General features: G+C 55.3%; 15 protein-coding genes. 7 read left to right on the forward strand and 8 right to left on the reverse strand.

Going from position 1 to position 23,493, the window contains the following annotated elements; genetic code table 11:
- The first annotated feature begins 101 nt into the window (after window positions 1-101).
- Window positions 102-611: a hypothetical protein gene (locus tag BM040_RS03850; protein ID WP_092099154.1), complete on the forward strand. Its 510-nt coding sequence runs from the start codon at window positions 102-104 to the stop codon at window positions 609-611.
- Window position 612: 1 nt separating this feature from the next.
- On the opposite strand, the gene BM040_RS03855 is transcribed toward BM040_RS03850, so the two are convergent.
- A complete protein-coding gene (locus tag BM040_RS03855; protein ID WP_092099155.1) occupies window positions 613-2,151 on the reverse strand; it encodes a sensor histidine kinase in 1,539 nt (512 codons plus the stop codon).
- Window positions 2,152-2,157: 6 nt separating this feature from the next.
- Window positions 2,158-3,312: an acyl-CoA dehydrogenase family protein gene (locus tag BM040_RS03860; RefSeq protein ID WP_092099156.1), complete on the reverse strand. Its 1,155-nt coding sequence runs from the start codon at window positions 3,310-3,312 to the stop codon at window positions 2,158-2,160.
- A gap of 298 nt (window positions 3,313-3,610) precedes the next feature.
- On the opposite strand from BM040_RS03860, the gene BM040_RS03865 reads away from it, so the two are divergent.
- Window positions 3,611-5,266: a M28 family peptidase gene (locus BM040_RS03865; protein WP_092099464.1), complete on the forward strand. Its 1,656-nt coding sequence runs from the start codon at window positions 3,611-3,613 to the stop codon at window positions 5,264-5,266.
- Window positions 5,267-5,414: 148 nt separating this feature from the next.
- Here BM040_RS03865 and BM040_RS03870 read toward each other — a convergent pair whose 3' ends face one another.
- The 6 genes from BM040_RS03870 to BM040_RS03895 form a co-directional block, all read right to left on the reverse strand.
- Entirely contained in the window at window positions 5,415-6,455 is a 1,041-nt protein-coding gene (locus tag BM040_RS03870) for a SusE domain-containing protein (RefSeq protein ID WP_092099157.1), read from the reverse strand.
- A 79-nt stretch (window positions 6,456-6,534) separates the two neighbouring features.
- Window positions 6,535-8,124: a RagB/SusD family nutrient uptake outer membrane protein gene (locus tag BM040_RS03875; protein WP_092099158.1), complete on the reverse strand. Its 1,590-nt coding sequence runs from the start codon at window positions 8,122-8,124 to the stop codon at window positions 6,535-6,537.
- Between the two features lie 15 nt (window positions 8,125-8,139).
- Window positions 8,140-11,472 (reverse strand): SusC/RagA family TonB-linked outer membrane protein, encoded by a 3,333-nt coding sequence (locus BM040_RS03880; protein WP_245756088.1) that lies wholly within the window; start codon window positions 11,470-11,472, stop codon window positions 8,140-8,142.
- 8 nt (window positions 11,473-11,480) lie between these two features.
- Window positions 11,481-12,509 carry a FecR family protein gene (locus BM040_RS03885; protein ID WP_092099159.1) on the reverse strand — a complete coding sequence of 343 codons (1,029 nt, stop codon included), beginning with the start codon at window positions 12,507-12,509 and terminating at the stop codon, window positions 11,481-11,483.
- A 189-nt stretch (window positions 12,510-12,698) separates the two neighbouring features.
- A complete protein-coding gene (locus BM040_RS03890) occupies window positions 12,699-15,281 on the reverse strand; it encodes a cellulase family glycosylhydrolase (protein ID WP_092099160.1) in 2,583 nt (860 codons plus the stop codon).
- 102 nt (window positions 15,282-15,383) lie between these two features.
- Window positions 15,384-18,203, reverse strand: coding sequence for a DUF4961 domain-containing protein (locus BM040_RS03895; protein WP_092099161.1), 2,820 nt, complete (start codon window positions 18,201-18,203; stop codon window positions 15,384-15,386).
- Between the two features lie 354 nt (window positions 18,204-18,557).
- Here BM040_RS03895 and BM040_RS03900 point away from each other — a divergent pair, with 354 nt between their 5' ends.
- The 5 genes from BM040_RS03900 (at window position 18,558) to BM040_RS03920 (ending at window position 23,382) form a co-directional block, all read left to right on the forward strand.
- Window positions 18,558-20,048, forward strand: coding sequence for a sensor histidine kinase (locus tag BM040_RS03900; RefSeq protein WP_092099162.1), 1,491 nt, complete (start codon window positions 18,558-18,560; stop codon window positions 20,046-20,048).
- Window positions 20,041-20,436 (forward strand): response regulator, encoded by a 396-nt coding sequence (locus BM040_RS03905; protein WP_092099163.1) that lies wholly within the window; start codon window positions 20,041-20,043, stop codon window positions 20,434-20,436. The genes BM040_RS03900 and BM040_RS03905 overlap by 8 nt, the downstream gene beginning before the upstream one ends.
- 60 nt (window positions 20,437-20,496) lie before the next feature.
- Window positions 20,497-21,618 carry a PAS domain-containing sensor histidine kinase gene (locus BM040_RS03910; RefSeq protein WP_092099164.1) on the forward strand — a complete coding sequence of 374 codons (1,122 nt, stop codon included), beginning with the start codon at window positions 20,497-20,499 and terminating at the stop codon, window positions 21,616-21,618.
- 223 nt (window positions 21,619-21,841) lie between these two features.
- Entirely contained in the window at window positions 21,842-22,246 is a 405-nt protein-coding gene (locus tag BM040_RS03915; RefSeq protein ID WP_175490966.1) for a response regulator, read from the forward strand.
- An 83-nt stretch (window positions 22,247-22,329) separates the two neighbouring features.
- On the forward strand, window positions 22,330-23,382 hold the full coding sequence (locus BM040_RS03920; protein ID WP_092099166.1) for an FUSC family protein: 1,053 nt from the start codon (window positions 22,330-22,332) through the stop codon (window positions 23,380-23,382).
- Window positions 23,383-23,493: the final 111 nt, after the last annotated feature.

Below are 23,493 nucleotides of genomic sequence, written 5' to 3' on the forward strand. Positions count from 1 at the left end.
TATGAACCAGCAAGATAAGGCATAAACCAGCAAGTATAAAGCCCAGCCAAAACACAAACCTCCACTACAGAGTAAGTATAAAACCACTTACCTGAAAAGCTATGCGAACAGACAAACAAACAACAGAAGACACCTCTAATACAGCAGCCCAGGTAGCCGGCGCTATTGGCAAAGGTATCGTAGCCGGGCTTGTAGGGACAGCTGTGATGACTGTTGCTCAAATGATTGAGATGCAGCTAAGCGGCCGTGAATCCAGCGATACGCCCTACCAGGCAGCAAAGAAAGTGTTTGGCGTGAAGGCCGAAGACGAGGAGTCGAAGGAGACCGTGAACAACCTGATGCATTTTGCCTACGGAACGGCCTGGGGCATTCCAAGAGCCTTGCTGGCGGAGTTTGGGAGTAGAGGCGCTGCCGGCACGGCCACACACTTCGGGGCTGTTTGGGGCGCGGCACTCATCATGCTCCCGTCACTGGACCTGGCAGAGCCCGTAACGGAATGGGAGCCGGAAGCGGTTGGCAAGGATGCGCTGCTCCATGGGATTTACGCCATTGCCACCGGCCTCGCCGCCGATGCATTGACAAGTAAGGCTGACAAAGACAGGGAAGTGTGAACTACACAGACTCCTTCACCGGCAAGGTTATGGTGAACGTGCTGCCCTCGCCCTCGGTACTCTGCAAGGCTATACTTCCGCCGTTGTTCTGCACAATGCGCTTGACGATGTAAAGGCCGATGCCTGTGCCTTTCACGTGGCTATGCAGGCGCCTGAAAAGCTCGAACACCTTCTCCCTCTTAGAGGCCGGGATGCCCAGCCCATTGTCTTGTACCTTGAGCAAAAAGTTGCCTTCCTCCTGCCAGGTTTTAATCAGGATGTGTGGCACACGTTCCGGAGAACGGTATTTGACGGCGTTGCTGACCAGGTTGTAAAGTATACTTTTAAAGTTCCGCTTCGAGAAGTATAGCTGGCGCGCGCCGGAGCAGTCTACTTCAATCACAGCCTCAGCAGCTTTGATATCAAACGAAATCAGTTGCTTTACCTCCTCCACCAGCTCTGTTACCTGCAGCAGCGTGGCCTCCTGCTCAAAGCTTTTCTGGATGCGGGCCACCTCTGTCAGGTCCTCCACCGTATTTTTAAAGCGCTGCACCGACGCCTTGATATGCTCCAACTCTGGCGCCACCTCCTGACGCTTGTCGCCCAGGCTCCCTTCCAACAACTCAACCAGGCCCTCAATATTGAGTATGGGCGATTTAAGGTCGTGGGAGGCGGTGTAGATAAACGTGTCCAGGTCGGCATTCAGGCGCATGAGGTTTGTATTCATCCGCTCCAACTCCTCCAGGTGGGCCTGCGTGCGCTGCTGGGAAAGCATGGTCTCGGTGATGTCGTTGATGATGAGAATCTTAAAATTCTCCCGGTTGCGGTCGTCAACCTCCGCCAGTGAAATCTCCAGGTACTTCGGCCCGGCAGCCAGCGGTAGCTCGAACACGCGCTTAGGTTCTGTGATAGGGTCCTGGTTCACGAACTGCTCCACACCTGGCTGCTCCTCCTTCGGAAAAAGCGCCAGCAAGGGGCCCGATAATATCTCCCGCTCCGTTTTGCCGAAAATGTGGGCCGCATACGCATTAATCGTCAGCACCTTGCCATACTTTGACACCAGTGCTGCCCCGATGGGAGCCTCCTCCAGCACGCGGGCCGTATAGTCGCCGCGCACCTTCTCCAGCGCCGCCACGCTAAAGTCCAGGTCCGGCCCAATGGACTTGCGCAGGTTCTGGAAGCTGCGCCGCTGCTCCGTGCGCTGTGCCGCGTCCTGTACCATGGCCGCCAGCCGCTCCTGAACCGTGTTGGGCACACACACCACCGTCGGTCCCACAAAAGGTGAAAACTGCAGCGACTGCTTCACCCGCACATAATTGCGCTCATCGTTAATTAGCAGCACCGAAAGGTTTTTGTCGCGGGCGTAGGCTTCCTGCGCTAACCGCACCGGGTTATTGGTCTCCTCGCCCACCAGCAGCGCAGCATACTTTTTAAGGTTGCCATCCATTTTCCGTACATCCCCCTCTCCCACTTCCTTAAACACAAACTCCTGCCCCTGCAAGTGCTCCTGCAGGAGGTCGAGTGTGTTAGGGTAAAGTCCGGTATGGAGAATCTCAGTCATGGAAGCTTAGCTTTCGAGGATGGGTTGCTCCAGCAGGGCGCGCCCCAGCCAGGTATAAAGTACATCGGTGGTAGGTGCCATGATGTGGGCAGCCCGGGCATCGCGTAGCAAGGTTTCGAGTCGGGAGTTTTCGCGGTAGGCGATGCCGCCCGAGATGGTCATGGCCTCGTTAACTACCTCCACGCAGCAATGGGCCACCTCGGCTTTGGAGGAGATGATGGAAAGTATGGCGGAGGCGTCTCCGCTGTCGTACTGCCGGCAAGCGTGGTAAACCAGCTGGCGGGTTCGCTCAACTTTTGCCCACAGTGTGCCCAGGCGGTGCTGCAGGAGCTGGATTTGGCTCAGCGACGTGCCGCTGTGGCGGTAGGTGCGGTGCATCATGTGCTCCCGCGCCTGGTCAAACGCCGCCTGCGCCAGCCCCAGGTAGGTACCCGACATGGCGGTCAGGAAATAGGGCGCCACCACCTGGAATATGTACCACAACTGGTCGCCCTGCTCGCCCAAGAGGTTACGGGCCGGTACGCGCACATCTTTCAGCGCCAGGCTGCGCGACGAGTTGCCGCGCATGCCGATGCCATCCCACGCTTGTCCCCAGTTCATTCCCTCACTGCCGGCCTCCACCACTACGCACGAAAACTCATGCTGCATCGCCTCCGGGTCCACACCCATCGTGGAGATAACGTACGAATCAGCATGTCCCCCGTTAGTGACAAAGGTCTTATCACCACGCAGCATAAATGCGTCATTGGAAACCGAGAGGAGTTGTGTCTGTGGGAAGTAAAAATGTGCCCCTGTGCCGGGCTCGCTTAGCGCCAGGGTGGTCAGGTGCTCGCCGGCAGCAATGGGCCCGAGGAAGTGCTGCTTCTGGTACGCGGTGGCTTTGGCGGCTATCATGGCGGTGCCAACGCAGTGCATCCCGAAGCACAGGCCTGCAGAGGCCGACTCCTCCCCCAGGATTTCGCAGGCCTTGGCCAACCCCAGCAGTCCTTGCCCCAGCCCGCCATTTTCCAGCGGCACCACAAAGCCTCCAAGCCCCTCCTGCTGCAGCTTGCGCATGCTTTGCTCCGGCCATCGGGCTTCTTTATCTATCGCGTCGGCCTCGCCGCGAACGGTGCTTTCGGCAATCTGCCGGATCAGGTCAAGCGTTTTATCCAGGTTCATGAGCTTCTAACAGTATACCGGAAAGATAGTTATACAGATACCTCTTGCTGCTGCTAGCAGAAAGTATGGCAGGCATCTAAAATAGTATAAAGATAAAGCATACAGCGAGATAACCTAACTATCCTTTACGCAAATGATTTACCATACAGAAAAGCAGGATGGCAGGACCGCATATGTTCCATACTATTTTTCATACTTCTGCGATACGAAAAGTGCCTGATTTTTCACCGCCGGGTCATTAGAGGTGGGATAACTGCCGTTGAATTGTTTTATTTACAGGATGATCAAAAAACCAACTATGAAACTGAAAAGTATAGCCACGGGACTTTGCCTGGCTCTGGCCCTGCCTGCTGCCCTTGCCCAGTCGCCGGAGGTGCCGAAGAAGGTGGCCAAGGCGATGGAGAAAGTGAAGCCAAGTGATATCCGCAACCACATTGCCTACCTGGCTGACGACAAGCTGCTGGGCCGCAAACCGGGCACACCGGGTTACCAGATGGCGGTAGACTACGTAACTGACCAGTTCCGCAAACTGAACGTGCAACCTGCCGGCGAAAATAACACCTACCTGCAAACCGTTCGGGTGCGCACCGCCTACACCAACCCCGATGCCACCATGCAACTCGACGCAGGAGCTGCCGGCGTGGCGGAATTGGCCTACGGCAAGGATTTCAGCATCTTCCCGAATGCCGGGCAGGAGCAGGTGACGGTGGAGGCGCCGCTCGTATTTGCAGGCTTCGGCATCAGCGCCCCCGACATGAACTACGACGACTACGCCAACCTCGACGCGAAAGGTAAAATCGTGGTGATTATGCGCGGTACCCCTGAAGGATTTCCCTCCACGGTATCCTCTTACAGCACCGACTACCAGACGATACTGAATACGGCCGCCAAGAACGGGGCTGTGGGCGTGCTGGTCGCCTCGCTCAACCCAGCAGGCAACCTGCCTGAGTTTTCTTCGCGCGGCATGTCCAGCGTGATGGGGGCGGATGGGAAAGTAGCCGCCTCGCGCAGCTACCACGAAAGTATAAAAGTACTCGGCATGCTCCACTTTAACGTGCTGCAAAAGCTGATGGAGGGTGCTAACCTTGATCTGGTGCAAGTAGCTACCAACCTCCGCAACGGCCAGCCAGCATCCGCTAACCTGCCTTTCAGTATTGAAACCAGCTACAGCAACCGCTACGAAGACATCGAGAGCCCGAATGTGGTAGGCAAGATTGAAGGCTCTGACCCAGTGCTGAAAAATGAGTATGTGGTGCACAGTGCCCACCTTGACCACATTGGCGTGGGCAGGCCCATCGACGGTGATTCTATCTATAATGGTGCCCACGACAACGCCTCCGGCGTAGCCAGCCTGCTGGAGATTGCCCGTGTGTACAACAACTTAAAGCAAAAGCCAAAGCGCTCCATTCTGATCGTGATGGTAACGGCGGAGGAAATGGGCCTGCTCGGTTCGGCATACTTTGCCAAGTACCCTACCGTGCCTGCCTCGCAGCTGGTGGCCAACGTAAATACCGACATGCCCACGCTGATTGCGCCGCTGCTGTCGGTGGTGCCGCTGGGGGCTGCCCATTCTTCACTTCAGGGAGAGGTGCAAAAGGCCAGCAACTACCTGGGCCTGGATGTGGAAGAGGACCCGGAGCCGGAGCAGAACCGCTTCGTGCGCAGCGACCAGTATAGCTTTGTGGTGCAGGGCGTGCCGGCGCTCCACATCAAGTATGGCAACAAAACCGCCGACGGCAAAAACAATCTTGATGAGACCGTGAAAGTATGGCGCGAGAAGTATTACCACAAACCGCAGGATAACTTCGAGGGTGGCACCTTCGACTTCGATGCGGCCAAAAAGTATGTGCAGCTCAACTTCCTTATCGGCTACCTGGTGGCCCAGGATGCGCAACGACCTACTTGGAACGAGGGCGACTTCTTCGGCAACAGGTTCGGAAGTATAAAGGAATAAGAAAGTACTAATAACCGCTCAGCAAGTATAGCCCAAAGTATAAACATACTATAGCTTACACGCTGCAGCCCTTTATACTTTACTACAAACGAAAACAGCCCGGAAGCTTAGGCCTCCGGGCTGTTTTCGTTTATACTATACTTTATACTTACTTTTTGGTGAGAGTATAGGTCGCAGTGCCATCCTCATTCTCCAGGTCCAGCACGATCTCGTAAGTACCGGCCGCAACAGAAATGTCAGCCCCTCCGGCTTCCAGAACGCTGTCGCCATTGTCCTCGCCGTAGTTCGTGCCCCAGTCGTCGTTCAGCCTGAACTTGATCTTGCCCGCTGTTAAAGCAGTCGTGAGTCTCCAAACACCGGCCTCGTTGTCGTAGATCATGTCTGTGTCCTTGTCCCAACCTCCGGGCGTAGCATCGCCAATCAGGCCCCACGAGTATTTGGCTGCTGACCAGGTCATGTTATTCAGGTCGACGGTGATGCGGTAGCTGTCTTTGGTTGGAACAGCCAGGTCCGGTCCGTTCAATGCCAGCGTACCGGCAGCAGCGCCGCCGCCATAGTTTACTGACCAGCTTCTTCCCTCCGTGATTTTGAATTTAAGGTTGTTGTCCTTGTTGTTGAAGCTGATGATGCCCTGGTAAATGCCGTTGCTCTCCACTGAGATAAGCGAAGGCGCCGTTTCAGGGCTCCAGCCCTGGTAGTCGCCGGGCACATACACAAAGCTCGGCTCCACAAAGGTAGAGTACGTAGTTACCGAAACTTTCTGCGCAGCGGAATAGATCGGCTCCACCAGGTTAGACACAGTGGCTCTGATGCGCATGTTCACATCGTGCGTTTCCTCCTGGGCATACTTCAGCCTTGTCAGCAGGGTGTTCAGTTCGGCTCCGGTAAACACTTTTTCGCGGGCATCCTGCAGCGGCATGTTAAAAGGGGTGCTGAAGTTGTTGTCGGCCGTGTCTATCTGCAAAGCATACGTCACCGCTGCTTGGTAGCCAAAGTCAGCCTCATCCCAGGACAGTGTCAGCGCCTCCGCCTCGGCCCCCTCTTCAGTTAGCACCACCGCGTTAGAGGAGGTGGTCAGGTTAATGGTTGCCCCCTCCCGGGCAACCGCCCTATCTTCATCTTTCTCGCAACTGGTTAGCGCCAGCGCCGCGACAAAGAATACTATGGATCTGTTAAACCAGCTTTTCATATATCATCTTTAAAAGTATGATGTTATACACTTGCCCACACACTTCTAAGTGGTGTGCCGGCAAGTGCTTTTTTACCTATTAATATCCCGGGTTCTGAACCAGGTTCGGGTTGGAAATAATATCCGGGGTTGGGATAGGGTATATCGTGCGGAAATCTCCCACGGCACGTCCTTCTGCCACGCCGCCCTTCCATGGCCACACGTATTGGCTGCCGGTGAATTGACCGTAACGGATCAGGTCAGTTCTTCTGTGAGCCTCCCAATACAGCTCACGGCCCCGCTCGTCCAGTATAAACTGCAGCGTCAGTTGGCCTGGTGTGATGTTTCCGGAGTCGTCGCCATAAGCGCGGCGGCGCAGCCTGTTCACCAGTTCCACGGCCAGCCCCAGGTCGCCACCTGCACGAAGCGCTGCCTCGGCATACATCAGGTAAGCATCCTCCACCCGGAACAGCGGGAAGTCCGTGTCCACGAACTCCATACCTGGGTGGGAGCCTTTTTGGCCAGTAGAGGTAAGGTTTTTATACTTGACGATGGCATAACCATTCGAGAACGGACCAATCTCGTTAATCTCCAGCGACTGCCCGTCAGTGTAGAAGTTGGCGCGGTCGTCCGGGCTGTTGGTTGGGTCCGGGAACAGCTCCACAAAGGCCGAAGTGGTTCTCAGACCGGCCCAGCCACCGTTCACGCCAAAATCCTCCACCGGACGCATAGAGCCACCGATTGGGGCGTGCACCAGGTAGGTAGTGCCACCAAAGGTCTGCGTTCTCAACCCGTCGAAAGCAATCGGGAAAATGATGCCTTTGGCCGTGTGGTTGTCAGCCAGGAACAGGTCATCGTAATCCTCTTCCAGCGGATAGCCCGCGTCCACTACCTTTTTGGCGTAAGTCATGGCGTCGGCATAACGGTTCTCACCTGTATATACTTCGGCGTTCAGGTACAGCTTGGCCAGCAGCATCCAGGCAGCAGCTTTGTCGGCGCGGGCGTACTCGTTCTGCATCGGGTCTACCAGCAGGTTCTCCACATCCAGCAGTTCGGCTTCTATGTAATCAAACAAGTCAGCCCTTTGAATCTGCTCCGGGAAGAAGGCACCTACGGTATTGGTCTCATCAATGAAAGGCACGTTGCCATACAGGTCCAGCGCGTGGTAGTAGCTCAGCGCACGCAGGAAGCGGGCTTCGGCACGGAACAACCTGGCTGTTTCGGCATTGGCACCGGAAATACCCCTACCAGAAAGCTTGTCATCCGATGTCTCGCGGATAAACTCGTTGGAGAGCGATATCTGGTAGTAGATACGGGCAAACAGCGCCGTCACGAACTGGTTGTTTGGGGTCCAGTCCATGTCGTGCAGGTCAGGCAAGCCCGCATCGCCCCAGCCAATCACGGCTTCGTCGGTAGGGAGTTCCTGCAGCTGCCAGTACTGGCGCAGGTACGAGGAGAAGCCCTCGTCGCCGCCCGTAATGTCCGGGTTGCCGGCAGGGCCCTGCTGTCCGGTAAGGGCAAGGCCTGCGTATACTTTGGCCAGCACTTGTTTGTAATTGTTAAAATCGTTGTAGACGGTGGCGGACGTTACCTCATAAGGAGGAGTCTGGTCCAGGTCATCTGTACAGGATACAGCCGAGAAGCCGATGAGGCCCGACAGGAGCAGACTAGCTATATATTTCGTCTTCATTTTATACTTCAGCTATTATTTGAAATCCAGATTTAAGCCCAGCGACAGGATTCTTGGTCTTGGGTAGAAGTTGTTGTCAATGCCTCCGGTCACCTCAGGGTCCAGGCCGTCATACTTCGTGATCACGAAGATGTTCTGGCCGGTGGCCGTCAGGCGCAGGTTTACCCTGTCGTTCAGGATGCTGCCCACGTTGTAGCCCAGGTTGATGTTATCCATGCGCAGGAACGAGGCATTCTCAATAAAGTAATCGGAGTACTGGCGGTTCGGATCATCCGGCCCCACAAAGCCAAAATCATTGATAAAAGTTGGGATCGTAAGCAGGTATCCTTCCCAGTCGAGGTTGCTGTAGAAAGCGTTGGCCTTGATGTTGTTGTACACGTAGTTGCCAACAGATCCGCGCAGCACCATGCCCAGGCTCCACTTGTTGTAGCTCAGTTGCGTGTTAAAGCCAAAGTAGGCTCTAGGCTCAGGGCTCTTGTAACGGTACAAATCCTGGTCTGTGATCTGGCCATCGCCGTTCAAATCAGCATACAGGCCCTCTATCGGACGTCCGTCCTCCCCGTACACCTGCTTGTACACGTAGTAAGCAAATGTCGGATGGCCCACAGTATGGATCTGGATGGTATTACCAACACCACCGCCAATACCGCCTACCGGGATACCCAAGGCATCATCGTCCTGCGTTCTGCTCAGCTTGATGATCTCATTCCTGTTAAAGGTACCGTTCAGGCCAACGTCCCAGTTAAACTGCTCGGTGTTGATCACGTTGAAGTTGAGGACTGCCTCCAGGCCACGGTTCTCGATGCTGCCTACGTTCGTGTAGAGGCGGTTAGTCAGGTTAGAGCCGGCAGGCACCTGAATGATGGCCAGCAGGTCTTCCGTTTTCTTGTAGTAATAGTCCAGGCTACCGTTGATTCTGTTGTTCAGGAAGCCGAAGTCCAGGCCAACGTTGTAGGTTTTGGTCTCTTCCCACTTAATGTTCTCGTCGTATCCCTGCGGACGCAGCGTGCGGTAGAAGGTATCGCCAATCTGGTAGCTGGCTTCCTGGTTGCTAGGCACGTAGCGGGCCAGGTATGGGTAGAACGCATCCTGCCCGATGTCCTGCTGCCCCGTCACACCGTAACCCAGTCGCAGTTTCAGGTCAGAGATGGCCGTAACGTTTTGCAGGAAAGGCTCCTCGTTGATTCTCCAGGCAAAAGCAAGCGCCGGGAACGTGCCCCACCTGTTGTCCGGGCTGAAGCGGGAAGAACCATCGCGGCGGATGGTAGCCGTCAGAATGTAGCGGTCCATAAACGCATAGTTCAGACGCCCGAAGTAAGACAGCAGCACGTTGTTGGTCTCGATTGGGTTCGGAGCCCTCGTAATCGTGTCACCAGCCAGGTTCAGCGTGGCAAACGGTGGCACTTCGTTTTTGAACTTCTGGTAAGAGTAACCGGCTGTGAAATCCACGCGGCTCTTCAGCTCCGCATACTCTTTCACATAGTTCAGGTAGAAGTCCAGCAGGTTGTTGTTCTTGCGCTGCTCGTACTGCGAGAAGCTGCCGCCCTGCGTGAATACAGACGCAAGTGTGGTAGGCAGCGTCACCGAGCCCTCGCTCTTCGACACATCGTAACCCAGGTTCAGGTTGGCCCTCAACTCCGGCAAGAAGTGGAATTTGTAGTCCAGCTGGATGTTACCGATGCTTCTGCTCACGTCGCTGTTGTCATCGGTCTGCTTCAGGGTGCTGAGCGGGTTGCGCGGCGCCAGCGTGTTCACGTTGCCGTTCTGGTCCACCCACTCGAAGTAGCCGCCAAACCGGGTGTTGTCCGAATCATACGGCGACTGGGTTGGGTCAAACTGAACAGCTGTACCTATCACACCCTCGTTCGCAAACTGGTGCTTCGCCTTGATGCCCTTCACATTCAGGTTCACGGTCAGGTGATCGTTAAAGAAGGTAGGGTTCAGGCTTACGGATCCGGTTCCACGCTTCATCTCAGACGTCAGCAGGATGCCTTCCTGGTCCAAGTAACCCACAGACACGCGGTACGGCAGGTTCTTCACAGAGCCGCTCACGCTCAGGTTGTGGTCCTGGCTCACAGCATCCCGGAAAATCAGGTCCTGCCAATCGGTGTTGGCCTGCCCCAGCAGCGCCTTGTTTTCCTCAGTGGCGTACTGGTTTACCGCGGCTCGGTACTCGTCACCGGTCAGCACCTCTACCTTGTCCCTCAGTTGCGATACCGATACCAGCGAGTTCAGGCTTACGTTCATTTTATCGCCCGCACGGCCACGCTTGGTGGTGATGATGATTACCCCGTTTGAGGCGCGTGAGCCGTAAATGGCCGTCGCAGAGGCATCCTTCAGCACGTTAAAGGTCTCGATATCGTTCGGGTTGATGAGCGCCAGCGGGTTCGCCGTTCCGGAGATGCCGCTGTTGTCAATCGGCACCCCGTCAATCACGATAAGCGGGTCGTTGCTGGCGTTCAGGGAGGAGCCGCCCCGGATACGGATGCGGCTGCCAGAGCCTGGGGCACCACCGTTCGAGGAAATCTGCACACCGGCTACCTTACCGGCAATAAGCTGCTCTGGGGTGGTGATGTTTCCTTGCTGGAAGTCCTCCTGGGAAATGGCGGTTACCGAGCCGGTGATGTCGCTCTTGCGCTGGGTACCGTAGCCCACCACCACTACTTCTTCCAGGGCCTTCATATCCTGGGCAAGGGTAATGTTAAGGGAGGTCTGGTTGCCCACGGTTACCTGCTGGGTAGTATAGCCGATGTAAGAGAACACTAGCACCGCACCGGTTTCCGGTACCGCAATGCTGAAGTTACCGTTGGCATCGGTGGAAGTACCCCGGGTGGTGCCTTGCAGCACCACCGTCACGCCGGGCAGACCCGTGCCAGCCTCATCCTTCACCGTGCCGTTTACCGTTATGTTGGTCTGGCTGTTGATGCTGGTGCCGGACTTGGCAGTCTCCCTGCTGGCAGGTGCAGGGGCTGGCGTGGCAGCCGCCTTTTCGATAATGTATACTTCGTCTACCTTCTTGTAGCTCAGGCCGGCAGGGGAAAGGATGCGGGTCAGTAAGGCATCGGCATCCTTTTCGCCATCGAGCGAGGCAGGCATGCGGAGCTGCAGGTTCTCCGCCACATCTGCCTTGTAGGAAAACTGAATGCCGAACTTGCGTTGCAGATCGTTTAAGGCAGCCTTCAGCGATGTGCTGGTGTAGCCCCGCGCTGCGCTGCGGCTGCTGGATGCCAGTTCCAGCTGCACATCCCCCGAAGCATACAGGTTTTGGGAGGTGGCAGGCAAGCCAAGGCAACACAACACTGTAGAAAGGCCAATGGCCCTGATTCTACGGGTATATTTGTTTTGCATACGATAGGTTATGAAATAGATATAAGTATAGTTTTTGATTCCTTTTGCACGGTAACTTTGGCTCCCAGCGTGGCCGAGACGGTTGCCAGGATCTTGTCCACCCCCTGCCCTTTCAGGCTGGCTGTGAGCCTTTGCCGGGCCAGCTCAGCGTCCGCTATCACCACTTTATAGCCATACACCTGTTCCAGCATGTCGGCAATGTCCTGTAAGGAGGTGTTGTCGAAAATCACTTTGTCATCTTTCCAGGCAGTGTATACTTCCGGGCTTACCTGCTGCTGCAGTACATGGCTGCCACCCTGGCTTACCTCCACCAGTTCTCCGGGCTGCATGCTGAGCTGGCTTGGAGCGCCGTTGCTAGTGTAAGTAAGCTGCACTTTTCCGGAGGCCAGCACCACCCGGCTCGTGTGGTTGCGGCTTGTCACGTTAAACGCTGTCCCCAGAACTTTAACCTCTGTATCATCTGCCGCCCGAACCACAAACGGCTGCGCAATTCCCTTGTGCACCACCTCAAAGAAAGCCTCGCCCTGCAGGTCTACTTTCCGGTCCGACAGGCCGGGCCAGTCGTTTGTATAGGTCAGGGCGGAGTTTCCGTTCAGCACTACCCTGGAGCCATCCGGCAATTGTACCGAAAGCTGCTCTCCGTAACCCGTGCTATACTTAACCGGCGCCTGGCGTAGCAGGAACAGCGACGATACCAGCAGTATAAGCGCCACAGAGGCCGCCATGCTCAGGTAATACCGCTTCTGCCGCCAATTATTAATGGCCATCACTTTGGGTTCTGTGGCAGCCTGCTCCTGCTGTACCTCTTTTTGCAACCGCTGCCAGATAGCCTCTTCGTCAGAAGCCCGGTACGGGTACAAATCATCGGATAACAAACTTACAAGCCTGCGCGCCTGCTCCACCTCCTCACGCTTTGAGGGGTATTGCAGGAGCCAATTCTGCCAGAAAGCGTCACTTTCTGCCGTAGGCGAAACTACCCACCGGGCAAAAAATTCGTCTGCAGCAAGGTCTGCGACACTGGCAAATTGGTATCTCATGTACGTAACAGCGGTATAAAGTGAGCGCTTGCTCTTTACCTGTATAGCCAGTAGTCGCTTAAAATATCCCTCCTGAATCAGGAAATTTTAAACAATGATTATACCTACTTTAACTAATTACAAGCCAGATAGTTACAAGTATTTATTAGAATTGTATAATACCAAGAATCAGGAGAGGCTATGTTATACTTAGTCTAGCTGGCTTTCTGCCTGCTCCAGCCAAACGCCCTCTATTTCAAAACTATAAGTCTGGGGCGCAGCGCCTTCGCCAATGGTTAGCTCCAACTTTTCGACCTGGCGCAGGTTAAAGGACGCTGCTGCACCGGATTGGAAACGGAAAGGGTGAAAACCGGGGTATGGCCTTGGCAGAAGTATAAAAGCGGAAGGTGTCAGGCTACTGAGCGGTACTTCTATCTCCCTGAACTCGGAATCGAGGTTGATACTTGCAGCAAAGGCCGAGCCTGCGGCAGTAATCAGCGACAGCTTTGCCTGAACAGGAGCCGCTGCGCGAGCCCGGATCACCAGTTTGTCAAAAGTAGGCAACTCTGTCTGCCGCCCCGCCAACTTATCCCCCACATATACCTGAAAGCCCATCACGCCCTCCTGCGGTTTTTCCTGGCTGGTAAGTTTGAGGATGAGTTGTCCGGGCTTTTTACCAGTGATAACCTGCCGCTCATTGCCTTGCCAGAGGTTGGGGTAGATAAACAGGTTCTGATCGGTTGACGGATTAAACAGGGACAGCGCGCCATTTGCAGCGGCCACATACGTCTGCCACATATCAGTCTGTACATAGTCCCAGGCCCAGGGATTGCCCTTGTGCCCTCCCGGGAAAACGGTAAAGTCCTCGTCAGGCTCCTCCACGATGATTCTATACTTCAGCGCCCCGGGGGTGAGCAGTTCGGCGGGCACTGCTGCCTCATACGTATAAGGTCGCACCTGCTTCATCTCCACCGTATTCCAGACACCCGAGAGGTTGTTGGCAGCCAGGCTTACTTTGGCTTTGGCATCGGCCCCTGCTATGGTTGCCTGAATGGTATACGGCTTGCCGGAGCTCACCTCTGCCAAAGGGGTATGGCGCAGGTATACCTTTCCCGTAGTGGGTTGCGGGGCCACAAACTCTCTTAACCCAATGGTCCCTAAGGCTTTGGCATTCGCCTTTTTTATACTTTTGCCGCCCTTGGAAAGCAGGTATACCCCCGGCCTGACGTTGAAGCTTCTGCTACTTGCTTTGGAAGTATAGCTGTTGCCCTCGTTCAGCCCTTCCACCGCAAAGCTGTTTCCCAAATCCTGCAGGCTGATTTCCATCGGGTGCTCCTGCCACTGTATGCTTGTCACGCTTTTCCTGGGAGATGCTTTGGCAAACGGGTCGCTCACATGAATGGCGTCCGGCATCACTTCCAGCCGCCACACACCGTTTTCGAGCTTATCCAAAAAGTAGGCGCCGGTACCGCTATACTTTACCACGGCCGAGCTTCCCACTCCCGCTACTTTTGCCAGCTTGTTGACATTGGCTGGTTTGGTGCTGGTGGTACCGGAGTAGTAGAATTTCTCCGGGGTGTTCATCTCGCTCAACTTTTCCTTGTAGCTCACCCGGAACACATCAAACACGGTATCGGCGGGGTAAGCGCCGTAGCTTTTCAGGCGCGGAAGCCGCAGAAAGGCCTCGGCGGCAATCATCAGGCTGATGGCTTTGTCCGGGGTGTAGGCCAGGTTGAGGTAGTGTGTCTGGTATTCGGTATTTCCGTAGGCGGTGGCCAGCGGGTCGTAGGCAAACTGGGTGGCCCACTGAAAACCAGCCTGCCGGAAGCTGCGGGCCATGGCCGGGTACATGTACGGGTCGAGTATATCGCCGGCATCAAACTCATACACCATGCGGGCCTTGCCGGCATACTGCGGAATGGTATCGAAGGGAATGCGGTACTGATCTACGTGCGGCAGGTAGTTGCCCTGCAAGGTGCGGTTAGCCACCAAACCCGTCGGGTACCACTGAAAGGTCACGCCCTGTATGTTGGCCTTCGCCACGGCATCGGCATAGGTGGGCGACTCGCTGATATTGTAGAAGATGGGCTTTGTCCAGCCGGTGCCGCGCACGGCCTGCACCATGCGGTTCACGTACTCGGTGGCCCGTTCCTTGGGTCCGGAGTGCTTGGGCTCGTTATTGATCTCAGCGGCAATGATGTCTGGGTCGTCCTGGTAAGAGAGTTTTGTGTAAGGATTTACGTGCTTGAAAAACTGCTGCAGGTAACGCTCCTGTGCCACAAAGGCGGCCTCTTCGGTGACGGCTTGCTGCTTGTTGTAGATGCTGGAGAAGCCGGCTGTTTTCATGTCCGGCTCCGGGTAGCCCGGCCCCCAAAAAGCGATAGGCGTCAGGAAGATTTTGATGTTTCGCTCCTTCAGCTTGGCTACCAGGTAATCGAACAGGCGCAGGTGCTCGTTCTCCAGCAGGTTGCCCACCGAGTCAGAAATCTCCGTATCCCATACGTGCACCCGGAAAGCGTTCACCCCCATGCGGGCGAAATGGTACACATCCTGATCAATGGCCTTTTCCAGATCCACGCCCAGGGCCTTGTGTGAGCGGTAGCCGTAAGCGAAGGGCACGGTATAGTTTATCCCGAAGAAGTTCGCTTCTTTATCTCCCTTCTGCCAACGCATCACACCCTGCTTGTCTACATACACACCGCTTTTGTTTTGCCCAAAAAGGGAGGTGTAAGGTAGGGTTAAAAGTATAAGAAGAAGCACCAGGTGCCGTGCGGTTTTCAGTAAAGGTGTCATAACGGGATGATGGTTAAGAGATCAAAGCAAAGAGCCGCGCAGGGCTATACTTTCCTATAGCGCCACGCGGCTCTTTTTATCCCTCCCGGGGGCAAAAAACTGCTATTCACCCACCTTCACCAGCTTCTGCACATGGTAGGTGTCGCCGGCGCGCAGGTGCAGGTAGTATAAACCACCCCGAACGTTATGCAGGGGAAGCGGTTGCTGCCATACTTCCTGGGTTTTGTGCAGTGTATCACGGTAAACAACGCGGCCTGTTACATCTAGCACCTGCAGCTGCACCTGTCCGCGGTAATCGCTCTCCAAGTATAAATTCACAGCCCCGGGCGTGGGATTCGGGTATACTTTTATACTTGTACCGGCCACCAGCAGCTCGTCAGCGGAAAGTATGATGCGGCCCCAGGGGAGCAGGTTCGGTTTCGGCTGGTCCAGTTGCTGGGTCGTGAAAAGCCTGAACTCGCCCGGCTCAAGCAGGACCTCCCTTTCCGGATCGGTTACCAGCAGCTCCTCCCCGGTAAAATAATCGTACCAGGTGCCCGCCTGCGGGAAATCTGTTTGGGCCGTCTGCTGCTGCACATCAAAGTTGCCGATCAGAAACACGCTCATGTCCTCGCTGCGAAGCGTGATGCGCTTGACAATGTTAGCCAGATCCAATGTAAAGTCTTCGGTTGCAAAAGCGGGCTGTGAGGTTTTAAGCTTGATCAGTTCAGCGTATACCTGGTAGAGCTTAGCCCGCTCTGGGTCGTTCTGGTACTCCCAACGGATGGGCTTGTTGCCTGTGCGGCCGTTCTCCTCTATCGACACGTCATAGCCCAGCTCCCCGAATTGCCAGAGCATCTTGGGCCCCGGCACGGTGAGGGCAAAGGCGGCGGCCAGCTTGGCGCGGTTCAGGGCAGTGGGCAGGTTGCGCGTACTGTAGCTGCTGGTGGACTTGCCGTTTTGCTTCACATCATACACCAGGCGTTCCTCGTCGTGGCTTTCCAAATAACCGATAACGTGCGGCTGCTCCCACCCTCTTACCTTGTGCGACAGCCACTGCGGATTGGCATTTTGCCCTTTGCCCAGCTGGCGGAAATTGTGGTTGGCGTTGCCCCAGAACAGCATCCCGTAATTAGCCAGCTCCTTCTCTTCGGCGTTGTCGGCAAAGTGCTCCAGTATCACGTAGGCGGTCTTATCTATACTTCGGATGTCGTTGTAGATGCGCTTCCAGGTAGCCACGCGGTCATCATCGTAGGCACTCCAGGCATCCACGTTATCGCCTGTTTGTTTCTGGGTAAAGCCTTTGGAGAGGTCGAAGCGGAAACCATCCACCTTATACTCTTGAAGCCAGAACTCCGTCACGCGCTGCACCAGGGCTTGGGTGGCCGGGCTGTCGTGGTTAAAGTCAAAGAACACGCTATAAGGGTGTGTGGCCTGCTGGTTAAAGTATGGATTGTCGGCGGAGGGCTTCGTGCCATCCCAATACAGTTTCACGTAGGGGAATTCGTAGTCGGCCTGGTTGAGCACGATGTCCAGTATCACGGCGATGCCTGCCTGGTGCGCTGCATCAATAAACGCTTTTAAATCCTCTGCTGTGCCGTAAGCTTTGTCTGGGGCAAAGAAGAAGGTCGGGTTGTAGCCCCACGACTCGTTCCCGGTGAACTCCATAACCGGCATGAGCTGAATGGCATTTATGCCCAGTCTTTTAAAATAGCCCAGCGTGTCCGTCAGCGTTTTATAATTGCGGGTAGTTACAAAGTCGCGCAGCAGCAGCTCGTACACCACCAGTTGTTCCACAGCGGGCCTTTCGAAGTTGGTTACCTGCCAGTTATACTTGGGCCGCTGGGTTTGCAGCACCGACACAATGCCCGTCGCCTCTTCCGGGTAAGGCTTCAGATTCGGGTAATTGGCAGCAGTCAGGAAACGGTCGTGCTCCGGGTCCAGGATCTTCTCGGCGTAAGGGTCGGCCACGGCCAGCTCGCCATCCACCAGGTACTGGTAAGCCACCTCCTGCCCTGCCGGGAGCCCGGTCAGGCGCAGCCAGTAGCGTTCCCCGTCCGGCGTGCGGTTCATCAGGTATTGTTGCGTTGGTTGCCAGTCGCTGAATTCACCTACCGCGTACACATACTGTTTGCGGGGCGCGTAGAGCACCAGCACCACCTCCTCTTCATCCACGTAATTAATGCCTTCCTGCATCCCGGCGGGCAGGGCAGCCACCGGAGAAGTCGGCTTAATCATGTACTCTAATACATCAGTGGCGCTTTCCGTCTCCGTTTTCGCCTCCACCACCAGGCGGTGGCGCTTCCCCTGGTCAGCGCCAGTGCGTAAAGTATAGCTGAGTTTGTCACTTCCATTTGCCCTGCGTACTTCTACGCCGTCGTGCAGCAGGCGCAGCTCGGCTGCCTCCGAGGCCTTTACCTCTACCTGTATCGTGCTGTTGGGGGCGACAAAGAAAAACTCCCGCTCCGGCTGCTGAAAGGCTACCTGAAAAGCGGTTTCGTAAAGGGTAATAATGATATCCTCGGTTTGAGCGGTGCCGTTTCCGTTTTTCAGGAGCAAACCCATTTTACGGATAGGCGTACCAGCCGGCACCCCAAAATACTGCCGCGGCACCAAGGTAATCTGCCACTTGTCGTTGCCCAGCGGTGTCATCTTGCCCGGCTCGAAGGGGGCGCCCCAGTTGTTCTGGCCGGCCGGCTGGTACTCAAAGGCATTCGTATCTTCGGAAGTCCCTGCCCCCGACCATAAGTATACATCACCGGTCTTACCGAGCAAGCCCTTTGCCCGGCTGTCTTTGGCTTTGGTCAGGTCGAAGGTGATGGTAACAGCCTTGTCTGCCGTCGGGAAGGCCGGCTCGGTTGTAACTACCTGCGCCTGCAGCCGCCAACCGGATAACAGAAGCCAAAGCAGCAGAAAATAAGAAATGGGAGTAGAGAGCTTCATAGGCTAGCGATTGTTTTAAGGTGAGATGTATTATTTACAGGCCCGGCTATACGGGGTGCTTAAACTCCGGCTCTTTGCCTGACCGCAAAAGGTAAGAACTATGGGCTAGATAAAAACACTACCACTTCACTTATTAATCATAAATAATGCAGCGCTTTCCTGCGGCCCTATCCATACTTTAGGCCGGATTTGAAGTTTTCATTAAAATAGCATAAAACAGAACTTGATTTGTAAATCTTGTGTATATTCGTGCGAAGTTATGCATTATTTTCGCACAGCCATACAGCGGTTTTAGAAGTACGATTTAACAAATGATGCTCCTATAACTTTTAGCCAAAATATAAAAACAACCGCTTGCAACCTCCTGTATTAAAAGAGATTAGCCACGATTACTCCCGCGAGTTTTATCGCGCCATTGTGGGTAACAGCATAGACCTGATCGCTGTTCTGAGTGAGGAGTATACCTATACTTTCGTGGGCGAGTCTGTCACGGCTGTACTTGGCTATACCCCGCAGGAGCTGTTGGGTCAGCCTGCTGCAGCATTCATTCACCCCGAGGACCTGGCAGGAGTAAGAGAGGCGCTGGACAGGCTGCTGGTTTTTGAGCCGGCTCAGGTACCGGCCTTCCGGTTCAGGCACAAGAGCGGCGAATGGCGTTGGCTGGAGGGCACCGGAAAGAATATGCTGCACGACGAGCACGTGCGGGGAATATTGACCAGCTCCCGCGATGTAACAGCAGCCACAAAATTGGCCTATGACCTGGACCACCACCAGGCTTACTACAAGTCGCTGTTTTTCGAGCACCCCGACACCGTTTTCACCCTGAACCTGGATGGCACCTTCAAAAAGGTGAACGGGCACCTGCACAAGCTCACCGGCTACGAGGCACACGAGCTGCTCAACCAGCCCTACTACACGCTGCTGCACCCCGACTCCCTGGAAACAGCGGCGGAGACCATGGAGAAAATATGGGCTGGGCAGGCCCTGACGCAGGAAGTATGCCTCATTACCAAAGAAGGCGAAACCAGGAATGTCAGCGTGTCGATGATGCCGGTATACTTCCGGGGAGAGCTGCAGGGGGCGCAGGGCATCGCCAAAGACATCACGGAAACCGTAAAGTCGCAAAAACTACTCATCAAGCTGGCTGACGATGTGTACAAGCACAACCTGGACCTGCAGCAGTTCACTTACATGATCTCGCATAACCTGCGCGCGCCGGTTGCCAACGCCCTGGGCCTTGTGCAGTTAGTGCACAGGCTGCCCAAAGAAACAGCCAACTATGACGCCGCCCTCGAAAAGCTGCGTGACTCCATCGAGCAGCTCGACACTGTGGTGAAAGACATCAACGAGATCCTGTCGCTGCGCGAGGACGGCCGCGTTTCCAAACGCGAAAATGTATATATTAGCCACGTTTGCCAGCAGGTGCTGGATCAGTTTGAGCATCAGATTGCGCTTACCAGCGCGCAGGTGCAGGTAGAGGTGGACCCCAGCTTCCGGCTCATGTCCATCCGCTCCTACCTGTACAGCATCCTGTACAACCTGATCTCTAACAGCCTGAAGTATAAATCCGATTTCAGGCAGTTGGAACTAATCATAAAGGCTGAGCGTGACAAGCGGGGGTATGTGCTTACCGTGCGTGATAACGGCTCAGGTATGGATATGCACCTGGTGCGGCACCAGCTCTTCCAGCTGTACAAGCGTTTCCACCCCAACACCCATGGCAAGGGAATAGGCTTATACCTGGTAAAAACGCAGGTGCAGGCCCTGAACGGCAAAATAGAAGTTGAAAGTGCCCCCGACCAGGGCACCACATTTAAGATATACCTAGGAGCAAAACATGTATAACAAGGTTTTCATTGTGGATGATGACGAAGTGAGCATCTTCCTGACAGAGACGATTCTGGAGGCCGAAAGCTTTGCCACGGAATGCAGGGGATTCCTGGATGCGCAGCAGGCCCTGCAGAGCCTGCTGGAAAGCGCGGCAGGAAACGAGGAGGCGCTCCCGGAAGTTATTTTCCTCGACCTGAACATGCCATTTCTGAGCGGCTGGGATTTTCTGGAGGCCCTCGCCCCGTACGAGGAGGCTCTGAAAGGCCGTTGCCGCATCTATATCCTTACCTCCTCGGTGGACGAGCAGGAGCGCCGGCGCGCCAACAGCAGCAGCCTGGTGGCCGGCTTTCTGCAAAAGCCCCTGGAAGACCAATGGGTTCTTCAGCTTAAGAAGAGCTACTAAGCCAACACCATACTTACCACTACCACCCTATTACACTACACAACACAAACTTAACACCCGATGAACGTTTTCTATTCACCCTTGCAACATAGCGCCGGGCTCGCGTCTATGAGGCTGGAGCAGCTGAACAGGCGCTACTTCAACAATTACCCTGACGCGATCTACACGATCGGGATGGACAATGCCTTCCATACGGTGAACAATACCGTATGCCAGGTGCTGCAGCGCAGTCGGGAGGAGCTCATTGGGCAAAGTTTCAGTCTTTTCATTCATCCGGAGCACTGGGAGGAATCGGTGGGGTACTTCAGGGCCGCCAGCCAGGGAGCTCCGCAACGTTACCAAACCGTGGTGCTGCGGGAGAACGGGGAGTCTGTTTTTTTGGATGTGACCAATTTCCCGCTGAAGGTGGACGGCGAGATGGTGGGCATTCTGGGCATCGCTAAGGATATCACCCTGCAGAAAGAGCGCGAGCGGGCACTACTGCAGACCTCACAGGAACTGCAGCGCCAGAACGAGGAGCTGGAGTTGTTCCGTAAGATCATCGCCCATGATTTCCGCAGCCCCATTGCCCGCCTGCTGGGCCTGGGCAGGCTCCTGCAAAAAGACAACCTGCCAGAGAAAACAAAGCAAACAGCCGTGAATGCCATCCTGCAATCGGCGCAGCAGCTGGACGGCATGGTGCGCGACCTGAACCAGATGCTTACCTTGCACCACCAGGGCGACGAACCCCGCGAGCTATGCGACGTGGAGGAGCTGGTGCAGCATTGCCTGAGCGATCTGCAGCAGGAAATAAACAATGCCGAGGCGACCGTAACACTGGCTGGCTCCGAGAGCCTGCACCTGTTTACCGTCAAAGCCTTCCTGACCAGCATCATCCGCAACCTGCTATCCAATGCCATTAAGTACAGGCAACCGGGGCGAACGCTTGCGATTATCGTTTCAGTGGAGCAGCACGATAACGAAGCCGTGATTTCAGTGGCGGATAACGGCACCGGCATGGATCTGGAAAAGGTGGGCACCTCGCTGTTTAAGATGTACAAACGCTTCCACCACGAAATAGACGGCAAAGGGCTTGGCCTCTACCTGGTAAAGGAGCAGGTACGGCTGCTGGGCGGGCGCATAGAGGTAGAAAGCACCCCAGGCGCGGGCACTACCTTTACCCTCCGGCTTCCCATACTTTAATTTTATACTTTCCTCCCTATTATCAGGCACAGTGCTGCTGCAGATGCCCCGCTGAGTCATTGGCTAAATTTAAGCCTCCCTCTACTAAGCAAGTATAGCTCCTGAGGCACTCTGACCCTGTTTAGCCGTACATCCCGTTGGCTTGCCGTTACACCCTGCCTGCATCAGGACGGTTCAAAATGAGCCTGCCGCAAAAGCGCTGTATACTTGTTATAGGGTTCCTGTGTTCGAGAAAGTGTATATCATTGATGATGACGAGGTCAGTGTTTTCCTTGCCCAGACCATGCTGGAGGCGGAAGGGTTTGCGCGGGAGTATGAGACCTTCCAGAATCCCTGCGATGCAATCCATCAGCTGCTGCCCATCCTGCAACAGGAGCAAACTGAAAGTATACCCAATGCCATTTTCCTCGACCTGAACATGCCCCAGATGGACGGCTGGCATTTTCTGGACAAGCTTTCTCCACACGCTGAGCTCCTGAAACAAAACTGCCGGCTCTACATCCTCACCTCCTCCTTAGACTCCATGGACGTTCGAAAGGCAAAGACCTACGATTTCCTGGCACGCTTCCTGCAAAAGCCCCTCGAGGAAAGCGACATCCAACAAATACTTCACGGGCTTAATTCCTGAAGCCGCCCCCTGCCTTCACCCATCCTACCGCTCGTCTCAGCTCTATTTTATAACTTTAGGGCTTGTCCATGGTATAGGTTTGTATGCCCCAAGTCATAAACTTCTTCGCCCGCATCGGGCTGACCCTGCAGATAGTGAAAACGGCACTGGCCGCCACCGTGTCGTGGGTTGTGGCAACCACCGTGCTGGGCTCTGAGTATCCTTTCTTTGCGCCGCTGGCCTCCATCCTTACCGTACAGGTTACCGTGGCCGACTCCGTGGAGAAAGCCACCCAGCGCATCATCGGCATTATCGGTGGCGTGGCCGTAAGCCTGCTGATCGGGCACTGGCTCAGCATCAGCACGCTCTCTATCTTCCTGGTCATCATCATCGGGATGGGCATCTCCAGGGCGTTGCGCATGAACCCGCAGATTGTATCGCAGGTGGCGGTCAGTTCCCTGCTGGTGCTGGCATTCGGGCTGCAGGAGGATGGCTATGCGGTGGAGCGCATCGTGGAGACCGTCGTAGGCTCGGTGGTGGCAGTGCTGATTAACGCTTTGATCGTGCCGCAGAACGCCATCCCGGAGGTAGAGAACAGCATGCTGGCGCTGGGCGAGCAGGGCACCAAGACACTGCAGTTTCTGGCAAGGCAGCTACGGCAAACCGACAAAGGGCAACTGGTGGGCCGCCAGGAAACAGACGCGCTCATTGCCGCCACGGAGCAAAGTATAAAATCGCTGGGACTGGCCGAGCAGAGCCTGAAGTATAACCCTTTCCTGACGCCCAAGCGCACACGGCTCAGCCGCCTGGCCATAGGCGTGAAGCGGCTTGAGCATATCACCACACAAATCAGGGGTATCCGCCGCGGCATCGCTGACCTTAACTCTGGCCGCATCTTCGAGAGCGAACTGCAGGACACGCAGGCGCTGCAACTGGCCATGGAAGCCACAGCTGTTTGCATCAGCCTGTTTAGCCAAACGATGGTGGGTCCTCCGGAGAAGCACCGCCCGGCCCTGCTGGCAAGTATACAGGAGGCTGAAAAGTTGCAAAACCACTGCCTGGGCACCTTGCGCAGCATCCGCACCGACCGCACCATCCGCGACGTGGGCAGCATCCTGACGGACCTGAACCGCATATTGGCCGAGGCAGCACACTAGCACCTACGCCGCTGCTCCTGGTGCGGCCCTGCATTATACTGCTAAACCCGAAACCATGCAGCGGGGTATCTGTTAACTGGTATCGAATTATACTTTTAAAATCGAATTTAT

It is taken from the genome of Pontibacter chinhatensis (assembly GCF_900113285.1).
Lineage (GTDB): Bacteria > Bacteroidota > Bacteroidia > Cytophagales > Hymenobacteraceae > Pontibacter > Pontibacter chinhatensis.